Here is a 23,822-nt window from a genome sequence, read left to right on the forward strand (position 1 = left end):
GTTTAAGGGGTCTGACGCAACCAGATGCAGGTTTCGCACCAAAAGCGAATCGTTAACGCCCTCGGCTGTGTGCCGTCAGGAAGGCGCCAATCCAGCGCGCGAGGCGCGCATGATCGCCCGTCTGTTTCAGGGAGGAAATCGCCTGCCCGGTCATTGCCTCACCCAGCCGGTCGCGCCGCAGATCATACAGGGCAGAGGAAAACGTATCGTCGAATTCCGGATGGCACTGGAAGCTGAACGCGGGCGCCTCGGGATAATAGAGGCCGGCATAGGGCGTAAATTCAGACGCCGCGATGACTTCCGCACCCGGTGGACGCAGCACAACCTGATCCTGATGGCTGACCGCGGCAGAAATGACCGGCGGACATCCGTCCGTCACAAAGTCCGGACAGGCGAGCACTTCATAGGTGTGCCGGCCGACACCCCAGCCCTTTTCGGATTTCACCACCTTGCCGCCCAGCGCTTCGGCGAGAATCTGGTGACCGAAACAGATGCCAACCTGCGGAACATCAGCCGCGGCAGCGCCCCGGATGAAGTCCTGCAACGGCGCGATCCAGGGTTCGTCATCGTAAACGCCAGCCGGAGAACCAGTCATCATCACGGCATCGAGCCCGGACGGGTCCGGCAGGCTGGCGCCCTTCACCAAGGGGATCGTCTCGAAGGTATAATCCCCGACAGCCGACATCATCTGCCGGAACATGGCCGGATAATCATCAAACCTGTCGCGAAGCGGCGCCGGCGGCAGGCCGGTTTCAATTATGGTCAGCTTCATTGGGCGCGCGGTGGGGCTTCGCTGGCGGTCGTCGCTTGCTGGCCGGCGATCCAGGCATGGATCTGCTCGTCCAGCACATCCATCGGCACAGCGCCCTGCGCCAGCACGGCATCGTGGAAAGCCTTGAGGCTGAACCGAGGCCCGAGCGCGCCTTTTGCCTCGCCGCGCAGGTCGAGGATCTTCAGTTCACCAATCTTGTAGGCCGTCGCCTGCCCCGGCCAGCCGATATAGCGCGTCACTTCAATCTCAATATTGAGCGGGGCGAGCGCAGTGTTCTCCTTGAAGCAGGCCTCGGCCTCCTCACGGGTCCAGCCATACCAGTGCAGGCCCGTATCGGCGACCAGCCGGCAGGCTCGCCACATTTCATAAGACAGCGCCCCGAAGCGCTCATAAGGCGTCTCATAAATGCCGGCCTCCTTTGCGATCTGTTCGGCATAAAGGCCCCAGCCCTCACCAAACGCCGTCGCGTAATATTCGCGGCGGAAACGCGGCTGGTCTTTCATCTCCTTGGCGAGCGCGATCTGAAGATGGTGACCCGGCACGGCTTCGTGCGCAGAAAGGGCCGGCAGTTCGTAGAGTGGCCGCTGGTCGAGCGCATAGGTGTTGACGAGATAAATGCCCTTGCGCCCCTTCTCCGGATCGCCCTCGACATAGCGCCCGGTCGTATAGCCCGGCGCGATGGCGTCCGGCACCGGCTCGACATCAAATCCCAGCGCTGGCAGATGGCCGAAATAGTCCGGCAGGACCGCATTGAGGCGCTCGGCAATGGTGCGGGCCCGATTCATCAGCTCCTCAGGCGATTTTGCATAGAATTGCGGATCGGTGCGCAGAAAGTCGAGAAAGTCGCGGAACGAACCCTCGAACCCGATTTCCTCGATGATCGCTTCCATTTCACCGCGGATCCGGGCGACTTCCGAGAGACCGAGTTCATGGATTTCCTCCGGCGAGTAGCCGGCGCCGGCGGTGTAATGCTCAATGTCGGCGAGGTAGACCTCCTTGCCGTCCGGCAATCCGGCAATTCCCGCCCCTTCCCGCGTTTGGGGCGCATAATCGGCCTCGATGAAGGCCAGCGTATCACGATAGGCGCCGATCGCTGTTTCCACGGCTTTCAGCCCGTCAGCCTTGAGGCGCAGGGCGACGACCGGGTCCATGTCTTCCGGCAAGTTCAGGAATGGCTTGTAGAGGTCGCTGCCCGCCGGGGCCTCCACGATCTGTTCGCGAATCTGGTCGGTCGCCGTTTTCAGCGGGTCGGCATGCGCCACCCAGCCGGTTTCCAGGCCCCGGCGCATATTTTCAATATTTTCAGAGAAATAGCGCGGCACATCGTTCAGCCGGGCGATCCACGCATCGCCCTCCGCCTCGGTCGAAATCTCCGTGCGCAGCGCGGCAAAGATCGGCTCTGCCTGAAAGCCCCAGTCGCCGGTAAACGGGATGCGCGCAAGATCGAACCGGGCATCGTCGATTTCCCCGGTCAACAGCCGCTCAAGGATCGCCTGATCGGTGGTGCGGTCGGTTTCTGCCGCGTCGATTGCCGCCCGGAGGGCTACGGCCTTGTCCATGCGGGCCGAAATGGCCTCAGGCGTCACATTTCCCCAGGACGCGGGCGCGGCGCCGGCCTGAAGTGCCGCCTCATAAGGGCTCGACTCGGCGAGATAGGCCTCATAGGCGCCGATCAGGGGGTCCAGCGGGTCTTCTGCCAGCGCCGGCGGCACACAGAGGGCAACAGCCGTCATCGCATACACAAAAAGTCTCATTTTGCTGCTCCAGGCGTTGCGGTGCGTTGACAGGATCATAGAGACTCCTAGAACGCCAAGCCAAGCACCTGATTGCAACTCTTTCATAGCATCGGAAGGTATCCCTCACATGTCTGGTACACCACGGGCAGATACCCGGCCCCTGTCGCCGCACCTTCAGGTCTGGCGCCCGCATGCCACCATGGCCGCCTCGATCACCCACAGGATTACCGGCGTCGCACTTTATTTCGGCACTTTCCTGATCGCTGCCTGGCTCGTCGCGCTCGCAACCGGATCAGACACTTACGGCCTGATCGAAACATTGCTGTTCTCCTGGTTCGGCAAGGTCGTGCTGTATTTCTGGGCCGTCGCGGTGCTCTTCCATTTCGTCAACGGCATCCGCCACCTTCTGTGGGATGGGCCGGGCGTTGCGTTCGGCCCAAAGGCGGCGAGCGCCTTCTCTATCTTCAATTACACCTTTGCCTTCCTCGGCGCGGCTGCCATCTGGGCCGCCGCCGCCTGGCTCTAGGAGGCCACACCCATGTCGAACAACCAGTTCCTCACACCGACAAAGGCCGCACGCGGCCTCGGCTCCGCGAAATCCGGCACCGTTCATCACATCCGCCAGCGCGTTTCGGCGCTTGCGCTGATCTTCCTCGTGCCATGGTTCGTGTTCTCGGTCATTCGCGCCATCCAGGGCGGCGAAGCGACCGCCGCCGACTGGGTGTCCCAACCGGTTCCGGCGATCCTGCTGATCCTGACGGCAGGCGCGGCGATCTATCACATGCGCCTCGGTATGCAGGTCGTGATCGAGGACTATATCGCCAAAAGCGGAACGCGCGCGGCGCTGCTGATCCTCAACAGCTTCGCCTGTATTGCCCTGTTCGCGATCGTCGCGCTTTCGGTGCTGAAACTCTGGATTGGCGCAGCCGCCTGAGGCGGGCTGCGGGAGAATTGATATGAGCACATATAACTGGATCGACCATACTTACGATGTCGTGGTTGTTGGCGCGGGCGGTTCCGGCCTCCGCGCGGCGCTGGGCGCCGCCCAGGCGGGCCTGCGCACAGCCTGCATCACCAAGGTCTTCCCCACCCGCTCGCACACGGTTGCCGCCCAGGGCGGTATCGCCGCCTCGCTCGGGAACATGGGCGAGGATAATTGGCGCTGGCACATGTACGACACCGTCAAGGGGTCCGACTGGTTGGGCGACCAGGACGCCAGCGAATACCTGACGCGCAACGCCCCGGCCGCCGTCTACGAACTCGAGCACTGGGGCATGCCCTTCTCGCGGACCGACGAAGGCAAGATCTACCAGCGCGCCTTCGGCGGCATGACCCGCGACTTCGGCCAGGGCCCGGTGCAACGCACCTGCGCCGCCGCTGACCGGACCGGCCACGCCATGCTGCACACGCTCTACGGCCAGTGCGTGCGCGAGGAGACTGAGTTCTTCATCGAATATCTCGCGCTCGACCTCATCATGGACGATGACGGCGCCTGCCGCGGCGTGACGGCCTGGAAACTGGACGACGGCACGCTGCACCGCTTCCGCGCGCAGAAGACCATTCTCGCGACTGGCGGCTATGGACGCGCCTATTTCTCCTGCACCTCGGCCCACACTTGCACGGGCGACGGCAATGCGATGGTGCTGCGCGCCGGCCTGCCGCTGCAGGACATGGAATTCGTGCAGTTTCACCCGACCGGCATCTACGGCTCGGGCTGTCTGATCACGGAAGGCTCGCGCGGCGAAGGCGGCTACCTGACCAACTCCGAAGGCGAGCGCTTCATGGAGCGTTACGCGCCAAGCGCGAAGGACCTCGCCTCCCGCGACGTCGTTTCCCGCGCGATGACCATGGAAATCCGCGAAGGCCGCGGCGTTGGCCCGGAGAAAGACCACATCTACCTGCACCTTGAGCACCTGGGCGCTGAAGTGCTGCACGCCCGACTGCCGGGCATCTCGGAAACCGCCAAGATCTTTGCCGGCGTCGAGGTGACCAAGGAGCCGATCCCGGTCCTGCCGACGGTCCATTACAATATGGGCGGCATCCCGACGAACTATCATGGCGAAGTGCTGACCAAGAAGAATGGCGACCCGGATGCCGTCGTGCCGGGCCTGATGGCCGTCGGCGAAGCGGCCTGTGTGTCCGTGCACGGAGCGAACCGTCTCGGGTCGAACTCGCTGATCGACCTCGTCGTGTTTGGCCGCGCTGCGGGCCTGCGCTGTGGGGAGACCACCGATGCCGGCGCGACCCAACCAGAACTGCCGAAGGGCGCAACCGACCGTCACCTCGACCGGTTCGACCGGTTCCGCAACGCCTCCGGCGAGCATCCCGTCGCAAAGCTGCGCCTCGAAATGCAGAAGGCGATGCAGAACAACTGCGCCGTGTTCCGCACCGGCGACGTGCTGAAGCAGGGCGTCGACGAGATCGAGGCAGTTTATGCGAAACTGCCCGGCATCGACGTGCAGGACCGCACCATGGTGTGGAACACCGACCTCGTCGAAGCGCTTGAATTCGACAACCTCATCGCCCAGGCCGCCGTCACCGTGAACTCGGCCGCCAACCGCGAGGAAAGCCGCGGCGCGCATGCACGCGAAGATTTCTCCGAGCGCGACGATGAAAAGTGGATGAAGCACACGCTCGCCTGGAACGACGGCGCCGGCAAGGTGACACTCGATTACCGGCCGGTGCACACCTACACCATGTCGAACGAAATCAGCTATATCGAGCCCAAGGCCCGGGTTTACTAAACAGGATCGGATCCAAGATGGTTCAGCTTACTCTCCCCAAAGGGTCGCAGCCGAAGAAGGGCAAGACCTGGCCGAAACCGCAAGGCGCGAAGAACCTGCGCGAGTTCCGCATCTATCGCTACAATCCGGACGAAGGCACCGGCCCGCGCTGGGACACCTACTGGGTCGACATGGACCGTGCCGGGACGATGATCCTGGACGTGCTGCTATACATCAAGAACAACATCGACCCGACGCTGGCCTTCCGTCGCTCCTGCCGTGAGGGCGTGTGCGGTTCCTGCGCGATGAACATTGCCGGGCGCAATACGATTGCCTGCACCAAGGGCTTCGACGACCTGCCTTCCGGCGCCGTCACGATCAGCCCGCTGCCCCACCAGCCGGTGGTGCGCGACCTGATCCCGGACCTGACGAATTTCTACGCCCAGCATGCCTATGTGCAGCCCTTCCTGAAAACCGACACGCCGGCCCCGGAAAAGGAATGGAAGCAGTCCGAAGCAGACCGCGAGGAACTGAATGGCCTCTACGAGTGCATTCTCTGCGCCTCATGCTCCACCTCCTGCCCGTCCTATTGGTGGAATGGCGACAAGTATCTCGGCCCGGCGGCCCTGCTGCAGGCTTATCGCTGGCTGATCGACAGCCGCGACGAAGCCACCGGCGAGCGCCTCGATGCGCTGGAAGACCCTTTCAAGCTGTATCGTTGCCATACGATCATGAACTGCGCGCAGGTCTGCCCGAAGGGGCTCAACCCCGCCAAGGCCATCGCCAAGATCAAGCACATGATGGTGGAGCGCGTCGCCTAGGGCGCACCGCCGTTCACGCGGAACACGTCTCGGAGTCCCTTCGGGGATTCCATGGCCCTCAGCACGCTGATCAATTCCCCAACATGGAACTGCCAGGTGGTCGTGGGCGGCATCGGACTGGTCACACGTCCGCCCAGCGCTTTGAAGAGATTGTTGGCCTTGCGGTTCTCCGGCAGCGTCTCGGCTTCGAGCATGATGATTCCCTGATCGTGGCATTGAAGCGCAACGCAGGCGATCAGCATGCGGGAAATGCCTTGCGCCTGGTAATCGTCGAGCACACCCATGGCGAGCTCCGCCGAATACCCCTCTTCCATCCGGATGGCATGTGCCGCACTCAATAGCGGCTGGCGCGGCCGCGTCAGGTCCAGCGCACCCCAGGCGATGTGCCGGTCACCGTCCGCATCGGCGAGCTGGTGGATGATCTGCTCGGGAATCTTTGCGATGCCGGTGAAGAAGCGAAGATAGCGCGATTGCGGCGACATCTTCTCGACGATCTCGGCAAATCGCCCCTCATCCGCGAGGCCGACAGGCCGGAGCAGGACGTCGGTGCCATCCTGCAGCTGCGTAAGAACGGGTTTCGTCGGCATTCCTGGTGGCCTGCATCCGCGATCAAAGACACAGTCAGCCAGAAAAGCCCCTGCCCCGCAACACGACCATGGGCGAAACCAGGCTCAGCCCTCTGCAGGCGGATCCAGAGCGGCATCCTTCAGCTGGCTGAGCGCATCGCGCACATCATCGGCGAGCTCGAGGACAGCCTTCTCTTCCGCCGTCGCGGAAAGATCCTGCCTTTTCGACCAGGTCGCGATGGCACGAGAGAGGCCTTTCTTCTCGGCGAAGGATGTCATCGTCGCATAGGGGTAACCGTTGCGGACATCGATCAGCAAGCCGCTCGCGGTCGCTTCCACTTCCACATTGCGCGTCGGCAGCACGAACAGGCCGAGCACAGTCAGGTCCGCAAGCCACAGCTCGTTCGACCGATCCTTTCCTTTCGTCGCGGTTTCATACACCAGCACATAGTCGATGTGCTGACGCGCAGCGCCCTTGCGGATATGGTCGATTGTCCGCGCCTGGGAGCCCGCACCAGGTTCAGAATCGGAAACCATCGCGGCGATCATCGGGCTCACCGGAACGAAGGCGCCAGTCTCCGGGCCGATCCCTTCCGCGAGTTCCCCCCAGATTTCCAGCTCATTGGCTGGGACGGCAACGAGATCGCCATAAGGTCCGATCCGCGCCACGCCGATCTTTGCCGGGAAGCGAAGGTCCGGCTCGATCGCCGCGATGCGGCGCACTTCAGCATCCGTATCACTGCCACAGGCGCCGGCTGCCACTTCATAGCTGCCGTCATAGCGGGCGAGATAGTCAGCCCCCGAACTTGTCTGCACGCTGCTCTGACACGCGCCGAGCGCAAGCGCCATGACCAGCACCGCCAGCCCTGAAATCCTGATATCCATGATATTCTCCCGTCCGAACAGGCGGGAAGCTGCAGGCGGACTGCGACAATCCTGCGGCACAAAAAAGAAAAAACGCGCCGGTTTCCCGGCGCGTCTTTCGAAATGCCCGTTCTAATCGGATCAGGCCGGATTCGGCTCCGGATCTCCGGAAGTTTCGCCGGCATCGCCCTTCGGCTTGCGGCGCTTGCCGATGACCGGCACGGCGGAGCCGGGCGTCATGTCTTCATCGCTGATATCGGGGCGGGTCGGCGGCTTGCCTTTGAGAAGTTCGGAAATCTCCTCGCCCGTCAGGGTTTCGTATTCGAGCAGGCCGGTCGCGATTGCGGACCATTCTTCACGACTGTCCGTCATGATCTGGCGCGCATCGTCCATACCCTTCTGGATCAGCTTGCGGACCTCCTCCTCGATCTTGCGCGAAGTTTCCTCCGACACATGGCTCGACTGGACGAGCTGCTGGCCGAGGAAAACGTCGCCCTGGTCGGAGCCGTAATCCACCGGGCCGATCGTGTCGGCAAAGCCCCAGCGGGTAACCATGGCGCGGGCAAGGCGGGTGGCCTGCTGGATGTCGGACGCCGCGCCGGCGGTGACATGGTCGTCGCCGAATTTCAACTCTTCCGCCACACGGCCACCCATCATGATGGCGAGGCGCGAAGTCATCTCGATCCGGCTCATAGACAGCTTGTCATCTTCCGGCAGCTGCATGACCATACCGAGAGCACGGCCGCGCGGAATGATCGTCGCCTTGTGGACCGGATCAGCGGCCGGCACCTTCATGGCCACGATGGCGTGGCCGGCCTCGTGCCAGGCAGTGAGTTCCTTTTCCTTCTCGGACATGACCATGGAGCGGCGCTCAGGCCCCATCAGAACCTTGTCCTTGGCGTCCTCGAATTCCTGCATGGCAACGACGCGCTTGCCGCGGCGGGCGGCCAGCAGCGCGGCCTCGTTGACGAGGTTCGCAAGGTCGGCGCCGAGAAGCCCGGTGTGCCGCGCGCGATGGTCTTCGCGTCGACGTCCTTCGCCAGCGGCACGTTGCGCATGTGAACGCGCAGGATTTTCTCACGGCCGAGAATGTCGGGATTTCCGACAGTGACCTGACGATCGAAACGGCCGGGGCGCAGCAGGGCCGGGTCCAGCACGTCCGGCCGGTTGGTGGCGGCCATGATGATGATGCCTTCATTGGCTTCGAAGCCATCCATCTCCACCAGCAGCTGGTTCAGTGTCTGCTCGCGCTCGTCATTGCCGCCGCCGAGGCCGGCGCCGCGCGAACGACCGACCGCGTCGATCTCGTCAATGAAGATGATGCACGGCGCCGAGCGCTTGGCCTGTTCGAACATGTCGCGCACGCGGCTGGCGCCGACGCCGACGAACATTTCGACGAAGTCAGAGCCGGAAATTGTGAAGAAGGGCACGCCCGCCTCCCCTGCGACAGCGCGCGCGAGTAGCGTCTTGCCGGTACCGGGCGGGCCGACCAGCAAGGCGCCTTTCGGAATCTTGCCGCCAAGACGCTGGAATTTCGACGGATCTTGCAGGAATTCGACGATCTCCTGCAGCTCTTCCTTGGCTTCATCCACGCCAGCGACATCGTCAAATGTGACGCGGCCATGCTTTTCCGTCAGCAAGCGGGCGCGCGACTTGCCGAAACTCATCGCCCCACGTCCGCCGCCGCCCTGCATCTGGCGCATCATGAAGAAGACGAAGCCGACAATCAGCAGGATCGGCAGGATCGAGAAGAGCAGCGAGGCAAACGTGTTGCGGCCGCTGTCAGCATCCACCGTGAAGGGCACATTGTGCTCGCGCAGGTAGTCCTGGGTGCTCATGTCGAGAGCGCGCAGTTCGGAGACCAGCGTGCGGTTGTCCGTGGTTTTCACCACGATCTGCTCGTCGCCAAGCGTGGCTTCGGTCACCTCTCCGGCATCCACAAGTGCATAGATCTCGGACAGCTTGGCGCGGTTCGCGTGGGTCGCTTCCGGATTGCCGCCCATGGCAATCGCCATACCGATCACTAGGAGGGCAATGGCGCCCCAGATAGCCAAATTCCGGACGTTCATCTCAACTCTCGCAGTTTAGAAAGCTTCTCGCTTTGTAACATAGGCATGCCCTCACGCAAAAACGACTCCTGAGCTGTCACCATGTCATATTTCTCATGGTTTGCCTGAACAGACCGTTCTGAACGCCGCCAAGCGTGCGGGAATTGCATTAACTACAGGCAGATCCAGCAATTGCTCTGCCTTAAGGTGGATGATGCCATCGCCGGCGGAAATAATCGCCCCTCCAAGGGTCGCTGCGCGGAAGGGTCGCGGCGTACCAAGTCGACGGGCGAGCCTGACCATCGCGTCGGCCCGCGGAGGACGCGCACGCATCGTGGTGAGCTGGATGACCAGCGACAAGGCCCGCACACCCCGTTCACCCTCCGGAAGCCCGCCGGATATGGAAATTCCTTCGCCTTCGCTGCGCACGCAGCCGTCGAGCCACCGCCCGAGGGCGCGGTCTTCCACTGTGCGAAAGGCCTGCAGCCCGTTCTGGCAGGACAAGACGCCCGCCCTGAGGCCCGGCACCTCGGCCAACAGGCGCCGCATCCGCACCCGCTCAAATCGCGGGTCGCTGTTTGATGGATCCTCGATCCAGCGCAGACCTTCGGCTGTGAGGACGCCCCTCAACGCCTCACGGGACATGCCGAGCAGCGGTCGGGCGACCAACGCATCGCTGCCATTGCCCGTCGCGGGCGTCACGGCAAGCGTCTGGATCCCGGCAAGGCCATACCAGCCGGAACCGGACCGGGCCCGGATCAGGACGGTTTCGGCCTGGTCATCCTCCGTGTGCGCCGTCAGGATAAGGCGGCTGTCAGCCTGAGCTGCAGCACCAGCCAGAAGATCATGCCGGGCGGCGCGCGCCACCGCCTGCCCTGCTTTCGGCGCGGCCCAGGCCAGCGTTTCATGCCGGATGCCAAGGTCACGGGAAATGCCCGCCACGTGCCGGGCCTCCGCTGCCGCTTCCGGCCGCAGCCGGTGGTCCACGGTGAAGGACAGGATCGTCCGCCCCCGCCGTTTCGCCCATGCCGCCGCCAGTACCAGCAGCGCAAGGGAATCCCCTCCCCCCGATACCGCAACGCAAACCGGCCCCGCAGCGAAGCTGCAGAGCCGGTCGAAAGACTCTGTGACCGTGTCTGGTACCGGAAGGGCCGCTAGTTGCTGCACCCGGACTTGGTCCGTTCCACGGCCGCCAGGTCGCGCGTCACCCCGGATGCTTTCGGGTAGCGCTTCGGCAGCGTGTCCAGCGCAAGGCAGGCTTTCTCCTTGTCGCCGATCAGGCGCATGGCGCGCGCCAGCTTTACCAGCGCGTCCGGCGCCCGCGGATCGTCCGGATACGACCGGATCATGGTCGTATAGGCGGCGCCGCTGTCAGCATAGGCCTTCTGTTGGTAAAGCGCTTCAGCCAGCCAGTAATGGGCCTCGCCCGCCTGTGGATCATCTGAAAACTGATCGATAAACGCCCGGAACGCCACTTCGGCGCCCGCATAATCGAACTGGATCAGCTTCGCCTTGGCCGACGCGAACAGTGGGCCGGCTTCGCCCGGCAGGGCGCTCGCGGGGATCGTGCCGAGCGATCCGGTCGGCAGGTTGCTCTGGCTGACCGCCATGCCGGCCGATTCAGATTGGTCGCGAACGCTCTCGGCGCTGCGCGTGACGACGCCGCTGCTCGGCTCGGAGCCGACGATCCGGCGCGGGCCACCGGAGGACGAGTCCTGCGAGGTGACGGGCCGGGTGATTGTCGTCACGGTCCGGGTCGTGGTCCCGCCCGAGGCGGAAGAGGAAGACGGATAGGGATTGCCGCTCGCCGAGCCGGGATAGGACGAATAGTTCGATGGCTCAGAAGACAGGCTGGAGGACGTCGATTCCTCGCCGGGATCCATGCCCAGCACGCGGGCCTGAAGATCCTGCAAGGCACGGGACTGCGCCCGCATCTCGCTGCGCAGCGACTTCATGTCGTCCGCCAGCGTTTCATTGTCCTTCACCAGCGCCTCATTGTCGTTGCGCGATTGCTGCAGCTGGAACTCAAGCGTCTCGATCCGCCCGTTGAGTTCCATGATGTCGCCCTTTAGGCCGCTAATCTGCACAGTCAGGTCGGCATTCTGCTGCCGGGCCTGGGCCACTTGCTGAGCGAGGTCGGAGCTGGTCGTTCCCTGCGTGATCGGGGCGCTGCGCTGGGCCAGTGCCGGCGAGGCAAGCATGAGGAAACTGGCAAGCACCAGGGCGGGTGTCTTGAACATGGATGGAAGCCTCCGGATTGTGCTGCGACCATACAAAAACAGCCGGGGCCAAAATATGGCACCCGGCTGCAAATGATACCTGAATCCTCAGCCCGGAAGGGGCTGCGGCAATCAGTTCGGGGCGACGATCTGGATGAACCCGTTACGGTTCATTGCCCAGGCCTGCTCGTCGGAGCCGGCGGCGATCGGGCGTTCCTTGCCGTAGGAGATGGTGTCGATCCGGGTGCCGTCGATGCCGAGGCTGACAAGGTAGGCTTTCACGGAAGCAGCACGGCGCTCGCCGAGGGCGAGGTTGTATTCGCGCGTGCCGCGCTCGTCGCAGTTGCCGGCAACGAGGATCCGGACATCACGGTCCTGAGCGTATTTCAGGGCGTGCTGTTTCAACAGGGACTGGTCATCGGTGTCGAGATTGTCACCGTTGAGGTCGAAATAGACGCGATCGCCGAGCGCAGGCTCGGTAACGACAGCGGCAACATCGCCGGTGCCGACGCCGGTCGTCGGGGCCGTTGCAGTGGTGTCGGTCTCGACAACTGCAGCGGCTTCTTCAGCGACAGGGGCAGGCTTGGTGGCGCAGGCGCCAAGGATGAGAAGCGAGGCGCTCGCAAGCGCGAGGGCGTGGCGGGAGTTCATGGACGTGCCTTTCAAGAATGAACAGAGGGCGGGGTGTGGGGTACGCACGAAAACCCAGCCTCTAAACAAAACAGCCGGGGCCAAATTATGGCACCCGGCTGCAATGTGCAAAAAAAGAGGCGGGCTCTTAGCTGGTCGTACCCGACACGAGCTGCGTGAAGCCATTGCGGTTCAGGGCCCAGGACTGCTCGTCCGAACCGGCCGCAATCGGGCGTTCCTTGCCGTAGGAAATGGTGTCGATGCGCGACGGATCGACGCCGAGCGACACGAGGTAGTCCTTCACGACGGACGCGCGACGCTCGCCGAGGGCAAGGTTGTACTCACGCGTGCCGCGCTCGTCGCAGTTGCCTGCGACCACGATGCGAACGGACGGGTAGGAAGCGAGCCAGGCAGCCTGACGCTTCAGGATTTCCTGATCGTCAGTGTCGAGGCGGTAGGCGTTGAGGTCGAAAAAGACGCGCTCGCCGACGTTCACGCGGAAGTCTTCGAGCGAGCCTGCAGCCGGACCCGTGGCAACCGGGGCAACCGGCGTGGTGTCAACGGTTTCAACCGGAGCCGGCGTCGTGTCGACAACTTCAACCGGAGCCTCGGTCGTCTCGACCGGAGCAGGCTTGGACGCGCAGGCGCCGAGCGAAACGAGCACGGCAGCGGCTGCAGTGATCTGGAGGTAGGATTTCATGTCAGTCAGACTCCCCTGAGTTCCTGAGCTTGGTAACGCCTTGCGGCCATATTGGCATTGGCTGGGCGCAAAGCACTCGTTGCTTTCATAATCGGGCCGAAATCCGGCAACAATCGGGCGCTAGCCGTTGCGCTCGGCCTTTTACACAAAGATTCCGGCTGTGTCTCCCAAAAGCAACGCCCCCGGAGGCTTTTTCCGGGGGCGAAACCTGTAGATTTTCCTGTAGTTACTCGAGAACAGGCGACCAGGCAGGGTCAGATGCCTCGGTCTGGGTCTGCAGTCGGCGCTCATTGCGGCCCGACAAGTCGATCGACCAGAGCTGCGGCCCCGCACCCGGGCGGCTTTCGCGGAAGAAGACGATCACACGGCCGTTCGGCGACCAGTCCGGGCCTTCATCGAGATAGGCCTCGGTCAGCAGGCGCTCGCCCTGACCGTCAATACCGATCACACCGATATAGAACTTGCCGCCAAGCTGCTTGGTGAAGGCGACAAGATCGCCCCGCGGGCTCCAGACCGGCGTCGAATACTGACCCTTGTTGAACGTGATCCGGCAGGCAACGTCCCGGCCACCCGAGGGGCAGGTGCGCGGGCTCTTGTCGGCGTTCATGATGTAGAGCTGAGGCGAGCCACCCCGGTCCGAGGTGAACACGATCGAGCGGCCGTCGGGCGACATCGATGGCGAAGTATCGATGGCCGGATGCTCGGTCAGGCGCTTCGACTGACGGGTCTGCAGATTCATGATGTAGAGATCGGAGTTGCCGTTCTCCGCCTGCGTCAGCAGCACGCTTTCCCCGTCGCGGGAGAAGCGCGGCGCGAAGGTCATGCCGGGGAAATTGCCGAGCAGTTCCTGGCGGCCCGTCTCGATATTGAAGAGATACACGCGCGGCTTGCCGCCCTCATACGACATGTAGGTGATTTCCTGCGCCGACGGGCTGAAACGCGGCGTCAGGACCGTGTTGCGCCCCGGCGTCAGGTATTGCTGGTTGGCGCCATCGGAATCCATGATCGCAAGGCGCTTCACCCGGTTCAGCTTCGGCCCGGTTTCGGCGATGTAGACGAGGCGGGAGTCGAAATACGGGTCTTCACCGGTGAGGCGCGTATAGATCGAATCCGCGATCTTGTGCGCGATGCGGCGCCAGTTGTCCGGCGTCGTGGTAAGGCGGCGTCCTGGCTGGCCGTTGATGCGCATGACTTCGCCGGCATAGACGTCCCAGAGGCGGAAGGAGACGGCGATCTTGCCGTCCGCCAGTTCCTCGAACGATCCGACCACAAGCCCGTCCGTCTTGATGATCTTCCAGTCGGCAAAGCGCGGCTGGACGTCGATCGACAGATCCTTCTGGATGAAGGAGGCCGGGTTCTGCATTTCGAACAGGCCGGTCGATTCAAGGTCGGAGCGCACGACATCGGCGATCTGGCGCGCAAGGTCGGTATTCGTACCGCGCACCTGGAAGTCCGGAATGGCCAGCGGCGTCGGCTTGAAATTACCGCCACCTTCCACGAGCACTTTCAGCTCCGCCTGTGCAGGCGAGGCGAAACCGAGCGTGACGAACAACGTCATCACCAGGGTCATCAGCAAGCGGGTCATCAAATCTCTCCTTGGGGCGTTTCTTATGGCTGGGTCGGGCTGATCGTGACGTTTATGTCTTTCCAGAGTTCATAATCGTCTTCAGGTAATTGGTAAGGGGCGCATTTGCGGACGGCGCGCAGCGCGACGTCCACGGCAATACCGGAACGGCCCACCGGGCGCGAGCGCGGGCTGACCAGTTCGACATTGCCCTTGAGGCTGCCGTCGCGGTTCAGCGAGACACGCATCTCGACATCGATCTGGTCCTCCGGCGGCAGGTCGGACACGCCGCGCCAGCAAACATAGATCTGACGGCGCATGGCGGCCTGCAGCGAAGCGGTATTTCCGCGCCGCTCACCTGCGCCCTGGCGGGTTTGCTGAACATCCTTCAGGACCGGCTTGTCGATCTTCGGCGGTTCTTCATCCGGTGCCTGGCGGCGCTCGGTCTGGGCCTTGTCTTTCAGGATATTCTCGAAATCATTGAGGAAGTCGAGATCGTCGGCCTCTTTCGGCTTCTGCTTCTCGATCAGCTTCGGTTCCTCCTTCTTCTTCGGAGGCTCCTCTTTTTTCGGCTCTTCCTTCTTGGGCGCCTCTTCGGGTTCGGCCTCCTCGTCGGGAATGACGACCTCTTCCTCTTCCGGTGCGGACTCTTCCTCAGGCGGAGGTTCGGGCTGGTCTTCGACCTCTTCCGGAATCACCTCTTCGGGTTCTTCCTCGGGGGGCTCTTCCGCCTTCTGGGCCGGGGCAATGTCAGTGACGAGGCCGATCTCGACAAAGTCGACCGGCACATCGATGGAACTCGCGCATTGCGGCAGGCGCATCAGGATGTCGATGGGGGCGAGGCCCGGTTCCTCGCGCTCCAGTCGCTCGATCAGCTTCTCGCACTCGGTCTTCTGGTGCGGCCACGACAGCACCGCCATCGCCAGGACACTGGCGTGGACAAGCGTGGAGACTGTCAGGCCACGAAGCATTCGGGCGGGCCGCTCCTGTCTTTACTTCTTCTGCTCGGTGACGAGCGAGACGCGCGTGTATCCGGCCGCCTTGATCTCGGCCATCACGTTCATGACGTTGCCATAGGGCGTCGCCTCGTCGGCACGCACATAGATCGGCTTGTCATAGCCTTCGCCGATGATCGCCTGGATCTGGGTGCCCAGCGTGTCGATGCCGACCTGCGTGGTCTGGATGAAGACATCGCCATTGGACTTGATGGTGATCGCCAGCGGCGCATCATTGGGATTGGTCTGGATCGGGCCGGACCGGGTCTTGGGCAGGTTCACATCCTCCCCGCGCACCAGCAACGGCGCGGTGATCATGAAGACGATCAGCAGCACCAGCATGACGTCCACGAACGGCGTCACGTTGATTTCGGCATTCAGGGCGCGGCGTCCGCGCCGCCCGCCTTTGCCACCGGATCCCAGGATCAGACCCATCGCCTATTCCCGCCCTGCGTCGGAAGCGCGGCGCGACAGACGCACCAGCACATCCTGCGAGAAAGTGTCGAGCTGGTCGGCCAGCTTTGTCAGGTCGCCTGTGAACTTGTTGTAGAAGATCACAGCCGGGATGGCGGCGACAAGGCCCATGCCGGTCGCAAAAAGCGCTTCGGCAATCGGGCCGGCAACCGTGCCAAGGCTCGTGTCCTGTTGTTCGGCAATGTTGAGAAAGGCGTTCATGATGCCCCAGACCGTGCCGAACAGGCCGATGAAGGGCGAAGCCGAGCCGATGGTCGCCAGCACGCTGAGGCCCGTGCCGGCCTTGCCGAGTTCACGATCGATCGTGGCCCGCATGGACCGTTCGGCCCGGTTGACGATGGCGGCTGCCTCGCCGGAGCCCGGCACAACCCGGCGCGCATCGGCCCATTCCCGTGCAGCGGCAGAGAAGACGCGGCTGGCCGCGTCGGCGCCGGCGCCGGGGCGCAGGTCCAGGTCTTCCGTGCGGCCGTTCCAGAAGGCTTCCTCGAACTGGCGGGCCTTCTTGCGGGCGGCGCCCATCGAGAAGAGCTTTTCCCCGATCACGACCCAGGACCAGATCGATGCGGCAAGCAACGCCAGCATCACCAGTTTGACCACGGGATCCGCCTCGAAGATGAGGCCGATCAGCGAGAAATCTGCATTACTGGCCGCTGTGCCAATCGCATCCGATTCCATGAGACGATATCCGCTCCTTGAATGTCCTGCGCGCCAGCGGCCCGCACCAAAGGCTATCGCCGCGGGAGGCCCCGCGCGCGTCAGGCCCCTGTTTCAACAACAATTCCGGCAGAAACACGGCAGAGGACCGGGATTCCGCAGCTCCCGTCCGGGGCTAGGTTGAAACGGTTAAGATTTTATGTGGTTTCGTTAACCAGACTGTTGCCAGCGATAGGCTTCCAGTTGCTCCATCAGCTCCGGGACGGGACGCCGGGGCCGGCCATTCGCATGGATCATAACGGCCGTAATGTCTGCTTCCGCAATCACTTCCGCCCCGCGCAGGCAGGCCTGCCGGAACAGGAAGCGCACCCCGTCGAGCCCCATATAGCGGGTGCGGATATGCAGGAGGTCGTCCACCTTCGCGGCCCGCCGGTAGTCCACCTCGACGCGGGTGAGCGTGAAGGCTGCAGGATCGTCGCGGTTCAGCAGATCCTGGTGCGAGACGCCCGCATCCCGCAAGCAGTCCGATCGCCCCCGCTCAAAGAAGCGCAGGTAGTTGGCGTGGTACACCATGCCGGTGAAATCGGTATCTTCGTAGTAGACGCGCACGGGGATCCAGTGCTGGCGGTCTGCATCGAAATTGCGTGCGTCAAGGGCTGGCAGGCTCATGGCTCCGGCCTATCAGAGCGCCTTGCGGCCGTCACCCCTTATCGGCGCGCCAGATCAGTGCGCTGCCCCATTGGGGCTCGTTGCGCCAGCGCCTGCCCCTTCTGCCTCGACAAATACGCGCCTCGCCAGGAAGTCGCGCAGGTCCGCCACCGAGCGGGCGGCGACCTCTTCCTGTGGCAGGTGCCCGGTCGCCGGATAGACGACAAGTTCGGACCCGGTGATGGCCGCCTCGAATTTCCTGCCTGCGCTGACCGGCACAAGATTGTCTTCCTCACCATGCAGAATGAGCGTCGGCACCGAGATCGCGGCGAGGCCCGCTGCCGTTGCCGGCGCATCCTTCCCGCGCGCGGCACTCAGCGTCATGATCGCATCGCGGTGACAGGGCGCCCGGCCGAGTGCGACATAACGATTGACCATTTCCTCGGTCACGAACGCGTCGTCGGAGAAGCTGTCCTTGAGGCCCGAGCGGACGAGCATGGTCGAATCAAGGTTCTTCATCAGCCTGCGGGCCAGCGGATTGGCGAGCAGCCGGAACACGACCGGCTCGGACTTCTTGTCCGCCTCTTCCGGCGGCCAGCCCGAGGCGTCGACAAGGACGAGCCCATCCAGCCGCTGCGGATGGGCCAGCGCATAGCTCCACGCGGTGCGCCCGCCCATGGAATTGCCGGCAAGGACGAAGCGGTCGACACCGAGCTTGGTGGTCAGCGCATCGACCGTCGCGACAAACTGGTCCACGCCGATCTCGCTGGCATCACCGCAGGTGCTCAGGCCGTGGCCCGGCAGGTCCAGCGCGATCACCCGGTAATCACGCTTCAGGTCCGACACCCACGCGTCCCAGGTGTGCAGGGAAGCAGAAAATCCGTGTACCAGCACAATGACCGGTGCCTTGCGCGGGCCGGTGTCGCGGTAATGCACGCGCAGGCCATTCTCCAGCGTTGCGATCCGGCTGTCGGGTTTGCCGTAGACGAGTTCGAGACGGTCATAGCCGATATCGTCCCGTTGGAGCGCATACCAGCCCGCAGTCAGGGCTGCCGCGAGGGCAAGAAGCAGGAACAGAATACGGCGCAGCATCAGCTGTCGGACTCCCCAGTATGTTCTTGAAATTTCGCGCGACTAAGCCGCTGCAGCCGCACCATGTCAAACACCGTTATCATGCTTCGCTGCAATCGGAACAGGCCGGGTCGCGCCGCAAAGACACCGTGCGCGCCTCTCCCGTGAGGCCCGACAGGAGCAACAACCTGCCTATCAGTGGCGTTCCGGCGCCAGTGATGAGCTTGACGGTTTCGAGCGCCATCGCCGCACCGGCCATGCCTGTGACCGCTCCCACGACACCGACTTCGTCGCAGGCTTCTGCATCTGGCGGCATCTCCGGCACCCAGCACCGGTAGCACGGCGCAGACGCGTCGACGCCTGAGGCAAAGACCCCGACCTGGCCTGCCCAGCCGGCCGCCGCACCATGCACCATCGGGCGCCGCGTCGCATGGGCAAGGCGGTTCAACGCATAGCGGGTCGGAAAATTGTCGCTGGCATCGACCAGGATCTGTCCGCCTGGCGAATCGCCGTCAGCGAACCGCGCAATCTTCGGGACGATCTCGATGTTCGGATCGATGGCGCGCAACCGGGTTGCGAGCGCTTCCACCTTCAGCATGCTGACATCCGACTCGCCGAACTGGACCTGGCGCTGGAGGTTCGATCGCTCGACCCGGTCATCGTCCCAGAGTTCGATCCGGCCAACACCTGCCGCCGCAAGATAGAGGGCGCATGGCCCGCCGAGCGCCCCTGCCCCGATGATCGACACATGCGCCGCCCGAAGCTTCTGAACGCCCGGCCCGCCAATCTCCTTCAGCAGGATATGGCGCTTGTGACGCTCGATGTCGTCCGCCTTGAGGCTCATACGCGGCCCTCGCGGATGGCCGTCGAGGAAGACGGGTCCAGTGGTCCCTTGAGGTAGACCCAAGCTGGCGGCGCCATTCCGGGCAGCAGCGGCGCCATGACCTCCGGCAGGCGCTGGAGTTCGAACATACGGGCAAACGGGGCGTTGCGCGCGCCCGGTCCGACGCCGGGACGGGCGACAATCGCAATCGGCATCAGGCGGGCGATGTCCTGCCAGCGCTGCCAGTAATGGAAGCCCACCATATTGTCCGCGCCCATGATCCAGACGAAATCCGCACCCGGAGCACGCTGCGCGATGGCCGACAGGGTTTGCCAGGAATAAGTGAAGCCGAGCTGCGCTTCGAGATCGGTGACGATCATGCGCGGGTCATGCGCGATCTTGCGGGCTGAGGCGAACCGCTGCGCGAAATCCCCATGCTGGGATTTCAGCGGATTGCCCCGCGCGACGATCCACCAGACCCAATCCAGGTTCAGCCGTTTCATCGCTGTCTGCGCCACATGCAGGTGGCCAGAATGGGCGGGATTGAAGCTGCCGCCAAACAGCCCGATGCGCAGGCCCGCTGTCGGCCCCGGAAGTTTCACAGACCTCAAGAACGAACCTGTCCGGTACCACGTACGAGATATTTGTAGGTGGTCAGCTGCTCAGCGCCGACCGGTCCGCGCGCATGGATGCGGCCCGTGGCGATCCCGATTTCCGCGCCCATGCCGAATTCGCCGCCATCGGCGAATTGGGTTGAGGCATTGTGCAGGAGGATGGCACTGTCGACCTCGGCAAAGAACCTGCCCGCCGCTGCCTGGTCTTCTGTCAGGATCGCTTCGGTATGGCCGGACGACCAGCGCGCAATGTGCGCAATCGCTCCGTCAATGCCGTCGACCACGGCAACTGCCAGGATCGGCGCGAGATATTCCGTAGACCAATCTTTGTCCGTCGCGGCATTCATCGCCGGCACGATGGCGCGGGCTCGCTCATCGCCACGCAATTCGCAGCCAGCCTCTGAAAGCGCGCTGGCAAGCACGGGCAGCAAAGTTCCGGCAATTGCTGCGTCGACCAGCAGCGTCTCCGCGGCCCCGCAGATGCCGGTGCGGCGCATCTTGGCATTCACGACGACCGCAACCGCCTTGTCCGGGTCGGCTGCACCGTCGACATAGACATGGCAGAGGCCTTCGAGGTGGCCGATCACCGGCACGCGGGCATCCATCTGCACCCGCTCGACTAGGCTGCGCCCGCCGCGCGGAACGATGACATCGACCTGACCGTCAAGTCCGGCCAGCAAGTGGCCGACAGCCTCCCGGTCCTGCGTCGGGACCAATTGCACCGCATCCGCAGGCAAGCCCTCGTCCGTCAGGGCACGGCGCATTGCGTCGACCAGCGCCCGCGAAGAGCGCGCGCTTTCAGAACCGCAACGCAGGATCGCTGCATTGCCCGAACGAATGCAGAGCGCTCCGGCATCAGCCGTGACGTTCGGGCGGCTCTCATAGATGATGCCGATGACACCTAGCGGCACCGCCACACGGGCGATGTCGAGCCCGCTCGGCACGGTCCAGCGGGCAAGCTCCTTGCCGATCGGGTCGGGCAACGCCGCCACGGCTTCGACCCCTTTCGCAATGCCTTCGAGCCGCGCCGCGTCGAGCGCCAGCCGGTCGAGCATCGCTGCATCGAGGCCTTTGGTGCGCCCGGCCTCCATGTCTGCCGCATTCGCCGCAAGAATGTCCGGCGCGGCCGCCCGGATCGCGGTGGCAATCGCTTTCAGGCCGCGCGTGCGGTCAGCCGCCGTCGCCTTGCCCAGCGCGCGCGAGGCTGCCCGTGCCTTGCGGCCCATGGCCAGCAAGGTTTCGGCAAGATCGGCATTCGGCGGGGGCGTGTGGACGGTCATGGGCATTCAACTGCCGCAAGACGTGTCTCAGGGCAAGGACCGGATAAACGCGAGCGACGCCGCACCCACGGGCGCAAACGCCTCATCCCCGCTTACGTCGGCCGACACGTAGACCGATTCTGCAAAGGCGGTGAGGTTGTGCTTGCGGGCCAGCGCGGCCGCGGACGCATAGGCCACCTCCCGCAAGGGATCGTCCTCGGGCCAGAGGCCCATGAACCAGTCCGTCCACTCTTCCGGCGTGAGGAGCCCCCGCCGGCTGAGGTACAACACCGGCGCGGCCAGCCGCTCCGGTTCTCCGAAGATATAGGCATGGTCCGACGTCCCGGCCTTCACCGCGATCACTGCCAGAATTGCATCGGCCTCGTCCCGCGTCAGCGCCTCATTCAGCGACAATTGCAGGAAAATGTCCGCCGTGTGCGCCACGCCATGGCGCCAGCCATCGGTATCGGAATAGCCCCGGTAATCGGCAAGTCCGGACATATAAGCCGCTGCCGCGGCCACCAATTCGCCGCGCTCCTCCCCCGTCATCCAGGGCGTGATCCTGTCGGTCCGCACCACTTCCGACAGGATCAGCGCAGCAAACGGCCCGCGAAAGCCGGCAGGGTCGCCCCCGGCTGCGGCCAGTTCGTCGAGCAGGGCCGCCTTCAGCGCCCTCAGCCCGGTTTCGTCCAGCAACCCGCCGCGCATTATCGCGGCATAGGTTTCATAGGCGAAACCGTCCCGAACCCTGGGATCCGGATGTTCGAGGCAGGCGACCATATCGAGCGCCACCTCAGCCCGTTCATTGGCTGGCAGTTCTGACAGCGCCGCCACACGCGCCTTGCCCTCGCCCGCAAACCGTGCGGCTGACGCACACGCCGGAGCGGGAGACATTTCAGGCGTACCGGCGCAAGCCACAATGACAAGGCTGAAGAGCACTGAAAATAGCCGGATCAAGGACACCTCCATCTGCAGGGTCCTTTCAGCCTTGCCGCTGCGACGCGGGCTGACAAGCGCCCGGAAGGCACTAAACTCACTTCAAAGAAAAGAATACCTGCGGAGGAAAACATGATCGACGTCGACGCGATGCCGTTTCTGGCGGATGTGCCACGCGTCCAGGCCGGGCTGCGTCCGGACAAGGTGGCGTTCTGGTTTGAGGGCGATTCCACGAGCTTCCGGGATCTGGACACCCGGTCGAGCCAGGTCGCCAATGGCCTGATCGCGCTCGGCGTGGCACCGCAGGACCGGGTGGGCTATCTCGCCAAGAACACCTCGCAATATTACGAGATGCTCTATGGCTGCGCCAAAGCCCGCGCCGTGATGACAGCGGTGAACACGCGCCTCGCCGCACCGGAAGTGACGTTCATTCTCTCCGATGCCGGCGCGAAAGTCCTGTTCGTCGGCAAGGAGTTTTACGCCATGGTCGAGCAGATCCGCGAGGAACTGCCCGATCTGACCCAGATCGTCGCCATTGATGGCGGCCATGCCGACTGGCCGGATTATGCCAGCTGGCGCGATGCGCAGGACGCCGCCTCCCCCGGCCTGCAGCCGAAGAACGACGACGATGTCCTCCAGCTCTATACATCCGGCACAACCGGCCTGCCCAAGGGCGTGCAGCTGACCAATCTCAATTACCGGGAACTATTTGAGCAGGCCCGGCTGCTGGAATGGTCCAGCTATGATGCCGGCGACGTGGTGATGAATGCCATGCCGCTGTTCCATGTCGCGGGTGTCAATCTCGGCATCCTCGGCTCGATCCAGGGCGCGCGCACCGTGGTCCTTCGCGAGATCGACCCGCAGCTGATCCTGAAGCTCGTCGAGGAACAGGGCGTCCAGCACGCCTTCTGGGTGCCAGCCGTCATCCTGATGCTGACCCAGCAGCGGAATGTGCGCGACATCGACTGGTCGAGCCTGAAGCAGGTTTTCTACGGCGCCTCTCCCATCACCGAGAGCCTGCTGCTGGAAGCGCAGGACATCATGGGCGCCCGCTTCACCCAGCTTTACGGCCTGACGGAAACGGTCGGTGCAGGAACCTTCCTGCCGCCCGAAGCGCATAATCCGTCCTGGAACAAGCTGCGCTCCTGCGGCGTGCCGTATCCCGGCACGATCATCCGATGCGTCGACAGCGAGGGAAATCCGGTGCCCACGGGCGAGGTCGGCGAAATCGTGATCAAGGCCGGCTATGTCATGAAAGGCTACTGGAACCGTCCGGAAGCAACTGAGGACGCGATCCGCAACGGCTTCTTCCACACCGGCGATGCCGGCTATTTCGACGAGGACGGCTTCCTGTTCATCCATGACCGGGTGAAGGACATGATCGTGTCCGGCGGCGAAAACGTCTATCCGGCCGAAGTCGAGAATGCGATCTTCGGACATCCCGGCGTCGCAGACGTTGCCGTGATCGGCGTTCCCGACGAAAAATGGGGAGAAGCGGTAAAGGCCATCATCGTGGCGAAACCGGACCAGAACCCCACCCCGGAGAGCGTCATCGCCTGGGCGAAAGAACGGATCGCCGGCTACAAATGCCCGAAATCGGTGGATTTCATCGACGCCCTGCCCCGCAACCCGTCAGGCAAGATCCTGCGCAAGGATCTGCGGGAACCCTACTGGAAGGGCCACACCCGCCGCATCGGATGATCCC

Annotated in this window: 23 protein-coding genes and 1 pseudogene; 5 read left to right on the forward strand and 19 right to left on the reverse strand. The window is 63.7% G+C overall.

All coding sequences use genetic code 11. The annotated features are described in order from the left end of the window. Positions 1 to 52: 52 nt before the first annotated feature. Positions 53 to 772 (reverse strand): type 1 glutamine amidotransferase, encoded by a 720-nt coding sequence (locus tag R3C13_RS04785; RefSeq protein ID WP_371309671.1) that lies wholly within the window; start codon positions 770 to 772, stop codon positions 53 to 55. After that, positions 769 to 2,526: a DUF885 family protein gene (locus R3C13_RS04790; protein ID WP_371309672.1), complete on the reverse strand. Its 1,758-nt coding sequence runs from the start codon at positions 2,524 to 2,526 to the stop codon at positions 769 to 771. The genes R3C13_RS04785 and R3C13_RS04790 overlap by 4 nt, the downstream gene beginning before the upstream one ends. A gap of 109 nt (positions 2,527 to 2,635) precedes the next feature. Here R3C13_RS04790 and sdhC point away from each other — a divergent pair, with 109 nt between their 5' ends. From sdhC to R3C13_RS04810, 4 genes are read left to right on the forward strand one after another with little or no spacing between them, the layout of a single operon-like run. Continuing rightward, the gene (gene sdhC / locus R3C13_RS04795; RefSeq protein WP_371309673.1) at positions 2,636 to 3,034 is read left to right on the forward strand and encodes a succinate dehydrogenase, cytochrome b556 subunit; all 399 of its coding nucleotides are present in this window, start codon (positions 2,636 to 2,638) and stop codon (positions 3,032 to 3,034) included. A gap of 12 nt (positions 3,035 to 3,046) precedes the next feature. Continuing rightward, positions 3,047 to 3,442 carry a succinate dehydrogenase, hydrophobic membrane anchor protein gene (gene sdhD, locus R3C13_RS04800; protein WP_371309674.1) on the forward strand — a complete coding sequence of 132 codons (396 nt, stop codon included), beginning with the start codon at positions 3,047 to 3,049 and terminating at the stop codon, positions 3,440 to 3,442. Between the two features lie 22 nt (positions 3,443 to 3,464). Further along, a complete protein-coding gene (gene sdhA / locus R3C13_RS04805) occupies positions 3,465 to 5,252 on the forward strand; it encodes a succinate dehydrogenase flavoprotein subunit (RefSeq protein ID WP_371309675.1) in 1,788 nt (595 codons plus the stop codon). A gap of 17 nt (positions 5,253 to 5,269) precedes the next feature. Then, on the forward strand, positions 5,270 to 6,052 hold the full coding sequence (locus tag R3C13_RS04810) for a succinate dehydrogenase iron-sulfur subunit (protein ID WP_371309676.1): 783 nt from the start codon (positions 5,270 to 5,272) through the stop codon (positions 6,050 to 6,052). On the opposite strand, the gene R3C13_RS04815 is transcribed toward R3C13_RS04810, so the two are convergent. From R3C13_RS04815 to R3C13_RS04895, 17 genes and pseudogenes are all read right to left on the reverse strand, one after another. Then, positions 6,049 to 6,639 carry an N-acetyltransferase family protein gene (locus tag R3C13_RS04815; protein ID WP_371309677.1) on the reverse strand — a complete coding sequence of 197 codons (591 nt, stop codon included), beginning with the start codon at positions 6,637 to 6,639 and terminating at the stop codon, positions 6,049 to 6,051. The two genes, R3C13_RS04810 and R3C13_RS04815, sit on opposite strands and share 4 nt — an antisense overlap. Positions 6,640 to 6,723: 84 nt before the next feature. Further along, the gene (locus R3C13_RS04820) at positions 6,724 to 7,503 is read right to left on the reverse strand and encodes a hypothetical protein (protein ID WP_371309678.1); all 780 of its coding nucleotides are present in this window, start codon (positions 7,501 to 7,503) and stop codon (positions 6,724 to 6,726) included. 120 nt (positions 7,504 to 7,623) lie between these two features. Next, a pseudogene (ftsH, locus tag R3C13_RS04825) lies at positions 7,624 to 9,551 on the reverse strand (ATP-dependent zinc metalloprotease FtsH). Between the two features lie 93 nt (positions 9,552 to 9,644). Beyond that, on the reverse strand, positions 9,645 to 10,697 hold the full coding sequence (gene tilS, locus R3C13_RS04830) for a tRNA lysidine(34) synthetase TilS (RefSeq protein ID WP_371309679.1): 1,053 nt from the start codon (positions 10,695 to 10,697) through the stop codon (positions 9,645 to 9,647). Continuing rightward, positions 10,685 to 11,770 (reverse strand): tol-pal system protein YbgF, encoded by a 1,086-nt coding sequence (gene ybgF, locus R3C13_RS04835; RefSeq protein WP_371309680.1) that lies wholly within the window; start codon positions 11,768 to 11,770, stop codon positions 10,685 to 10,687. The genes tilS and ybgF overlap by 13 nt, the downstream gene beginning before the upstream one ends. 111 nt (positions 11,771 to 11,881) lie before the next feature. Next, complete coding sequence (locus R3C13_RS04840) at positions 11,882 to 12,400, reverse strand: OmpA family protein (RefSeq protein ID WP_371309681.1); 519 nt, start codon at positions 12,398 to 12,400, stop codon at positions 11,882 to 11,884. Between the two features lie 127 nt (positions 12,401 to 12,527). Further along, on the reverse strand, positions 12,528 to 13,079 hold the full coding sequence (gene pal / locus R3C13_RS04845; RefSeq protein ID WP_371309682.1) for a peptidoglycan-associated lipoprotein Pal: 552 nt from the start codon (positions 13,077 to 13,079) through the stop codon (positions 12,528 to 12,530). A gap of 226 nt (positions 13,080 to 13,305) precedes the next feature. Next, positions 13,306 to 14,664 carry a Tol-Pal system beta propeller repeat protein TolB gene (gene tolB / locus R3C13_RS04850; protein WP_371309683.1) on the reverse strand — a complete coding sequence of 453 codons (1,359 nt, stop codon included), beginning with the start codon at positions 14,662 to 14,664 and terminating at the stop codon, positions 13,306 to 13,308. Between the two features lie 23 nt (positions 14,665 to 14,687). Beyond that, positions 14,688 to 15,614 carry a hypothetical protein gene (locus tag R3C13_RS04855; RefSeq protein WP_371309684.1) on the reverse strand — a complete coding sequence of 309 codons (927 nt, stop codon included), beginning with the start codon at positions 15,612 to 15,614 and terminating at the stop codon, positions 14,688 to 14,690. Between the two features lie 21 nt (positions 15,615 to 15,635). Beyond that, positions 15,636 to 16,073: an ExbD/TolR family protein gene (locus tag R3C13_RS04860; protein WP_371309685.1), complete on the reverse strand. Its 438-nt coding sequence runs from the start codon at positions 16,071 to 16,073 to the stop codon at positions 15,636 to 15,638. Between the two features lie 3 nt (positions 16,074 to 16,076). Further along, the gene (gene tolQ, locus R3C13_RS04865; RefSeq protein WP_371309686.1) at positions 16,077 to 16,787 is read right to left on the reverse strand and encodes a protein TolQ; all 711 of its coding nucleotides are present in this window, start codon (positions 16,785 to 16,787) and stop codon (positions 16,077 to 16,079) included. Between the two features lie 189 nt (positions 16,788 to 16,976). Continuing rightward, positions 16,977 to 17,435, reverse strand: coding sequence for a YbgC/FadM family acyl-CoA thioesterase (locus tag R3C13_RS04870; protein ID WP_371309687.1), 459 nt, complete (start codon positions 17,433 to 17,435; stop codon positions 16,977 to 16,979). 54 nt (positions 17,436 to 17,489) lie between these two features. Continuing rightward, positions 17,490 to 18,506, reverse strand: a complete 1,017-nt coding sequence (locus R3C13_RS04875; protein WP_371309688.1) for an alpha/beta fold hydrolase — start codon at positions 18,504 to 18,506, stop codon at positions 17,490 to 17,492. Between the two features lie 79 nt (positions 18,507 to 18,585). Continuing rightward, positions 18,586 to 19,329 carry a ThiF family adenylyltransferase gene (locus R3C13_RS04880; RefSeq protein ID WP_371309689.1) on the reverse strand — a complete coding sequence of 248 codons (744 nt, stop codon included), beginning with the start codon at positions 19,327 to 19,329 and terminating at the stop codon, positions 18,586 to 18,588. Further along, positions 19,326 to 19,910, reverse strand: a complete 585-nt coding sequence (locus R3C13_RS04885) for a nicotinate-nucleotide adenylyltransferase (RefSeq protein ID WP_371310117.1) — start codon at positions 19,908 to 19,910, stop codon at positions 19,326 to 19,328. The genes R3C13_RS04880 and R3C13_RS04885 overlap by 4 nt, the downstream gene beginning before the upstream one ends. Before the next feature lie 5 nt (positions 19,911 to 19,915). Then, positions 19,916 to 21,202, reverse strand: a complete 1,287-nt coding sequence (locus tag R3C13_RS04890; RefSeq protein ID WP_371309690.1) for a glutamate-5-semialdehyde dehydrogenase — start codon at positions 21,200 to 21,202, stop codon at positions 19,916 to 19,918. Positions 21,203 to 21,229: 27 nt separating this feature from the next. Further along, complete coding sequence (locus tag R3C13_RS04895; RefSeq protein ID WP_371309691.1) at positions 21,230 to 22,075, reverse strand: DUF2785 domain-containing protein; 846 nt, start codon at positions 22,073 to 22,075, stop codon at positions 21,230 to 21,232. Between the two features lie 174 nt (positions 22,076 to 22,249). On the opposite strand from R3C13_RS04895, the gene R3C13_RS04900 reads away from it, so the two are divergent. After that, entirely contained in the window at positions 22,250 to 23,818 is a 1,569-nt protein-coding gene (locus R3C13_RS04900; protein ID WP_371309692.1) for a fatty acid--CoA ligase, read from the forward strand. Positions 23,819 to 23,822: the final 4 nt, after the last annotated feature.

The organism is Hyphomonas sp. (genome assembly GCF_041398385.1).
GTDB lineage: Bacteria > Pseudomonadota > Alphaproteobacteria > Caulobacterales > Hyphomonadaceae > Hyphomonas.

What these genes read in the sequence shown, in the direction of transcription:
- R3C13_RS04785 (WP_371309671.1), bottom strand. Translation starts at nt 772, where the DNA reads ATGAAGCTGACCATAATTGAAACCGGCCTGCCGCCGGCGCCGCTTCGC.
- R3C13_RS04790 (WP_371309672.1), bottom strand. Translation starts at nt 2,526, where the DNA reads ATGAGACTTTTTGTGTATGCGATGACGGCTGTTGCCCTCTGTGTGCCG.
- sdhC (WP_371309673.1), top strand. Translation starts at nt 2,636, where the DNA reads ATGTCTGGTACACCACGGGCAGATACCCGGCCCCTGTCGCCGCACCTT.
- sdhD (WP_371309674.1), top strand. Translation starts at nt 3,047, where the DNA reads ATGTCGAACAACCAGTTCCTCACACCGACAAAGGCCGCACGCGGCCTC.
- sdhA (WP_371309675.1), top strand. Translation starts at nt 3,465, where the DNA reads ATGAGCACATATAACTGGATCGACCATACTTACGATGTCGTGGTTGTT.
- R3C13_RS04810 (WP_371309676.1), top strand. Translation starts at nt 5,270, where the DNA reads ATGGTTCAGCTTACTCTCCCCAAAGGGTCGCAGCCGAAGAAGGGCAAG.
- R3C13_RS04815 (WP_371309677.1), bottom strand. Translation starts at nt 6,639, where the DNA reads ATGCCGACGAAACCCGTTCTTACGCAGCTGCAGGATGGCACCGACGTC.
- R3C13_RS04820 (WP_371309678.1), bottom strand. Translation starts at nt 7,503, where the DNA reads ATGGATATCAGGATTTCAGGGCTGGCGGTGCTGGTCATGGCGCTTGCG.
- ybgF (WP_371309680.1), bottom strand. Translation starts at nt 11,770, where the DNA reads ATGTTCAAGACACCCGCCCTGGTGCTTGCCAGTTTCCTCATGCTTGCC.
- R3C13_RS04840 (WP_371309681.1), bottom strand. Translation starts at nt 12,400, where the DNA reads ATGAACTCCCGCCACGCCCTCGCGCTTGCGAGCGCCTCGCTTCTCATC.
- pal (WP_371309682.1), bottom strand. Translation starts at nt 13,079, where the DNA reads ATGAAATCCTACCTCCAGATCACTGCAGCCGCTGCCGTGCTCGTTTCG.
- tolB (WP_371309683.1), bottom strand. Translation starts at nt 14,664, where the DNA reads ATGACCCGCTTGCTGATGACCCTGGTGATGACGTTGTTCGTCACGCTC.
- R3C13_RS04855 (WP_371309684.1), bottom strand. Translation starts at nt 15,614, where the DNA reads ATGCTTCGTGGCCTGACAGTCTCCACGCTTGTCCACGCCAGTGTCCTG.
- R3C13_RS04860 (WP_371309685.1), bottom strand. Translation starts at nt 16,073, where the DNA reads ATGGGTCTGATCCTGGGATCCGGTGGCAAAGGCGGGCGGCGCGGACGC.
- tolQ (WP_371309686.1), bottom strand. Translation starts at nt 16,787, where the DNA reads ATGGAATCGGATGCGATTGGCACAGCGGCCAGTAATGCAGATTTCTCG.
- R3C13_RS04870 (WP_371309687.1), bottom strand. Translation starts at nt 17,435, where the DNA reads ATGAGCCTGCCAGCCCTTGACGCACGCAATTTCGATGCAGACCGCCAG.
- R3C13_RS04875 (WP_371309688.1), bottom strand. Translation starts at nt 18,506, where the DNA reads ATGCTGCGCCGTATTCTGTTCCTGCTTCTTGCCCTCGCGGCAGCCCTG.
- R3C13_RS04880 (WP_371309689.1), bottom strand. Translation starts at nt 19,329, where the DNA reads ATGAGCCTCAAGGCGGACGACATCGAGCGTCACAAGCGCCATATCCTG.
- R3C13_RS04890 (WP_371309690.1), bottom strand. Translation starts at nt 21,202, where the DNA reads ATGACCGTCCACACGCCCCCGCCGAATGCCGATCTTGCCGAAACCTTG.
- R3C13_RS04895 (WP_371309691.1), bottom strand. Translation starts at nt 22,075, where the DNA reads ATGTCTCCCGCTCCGGCGTGTGCGTCAGCCGCACGGTTTGCGGGCGAG.
- R3C13_RS04900 (WP_371309692.1), top strand. Translation starts at nt 22,250, where the DNA reads ATGATCGACGTCGACGCGATGCCGTTTCTGGCGGATGTGCCACGCGTC.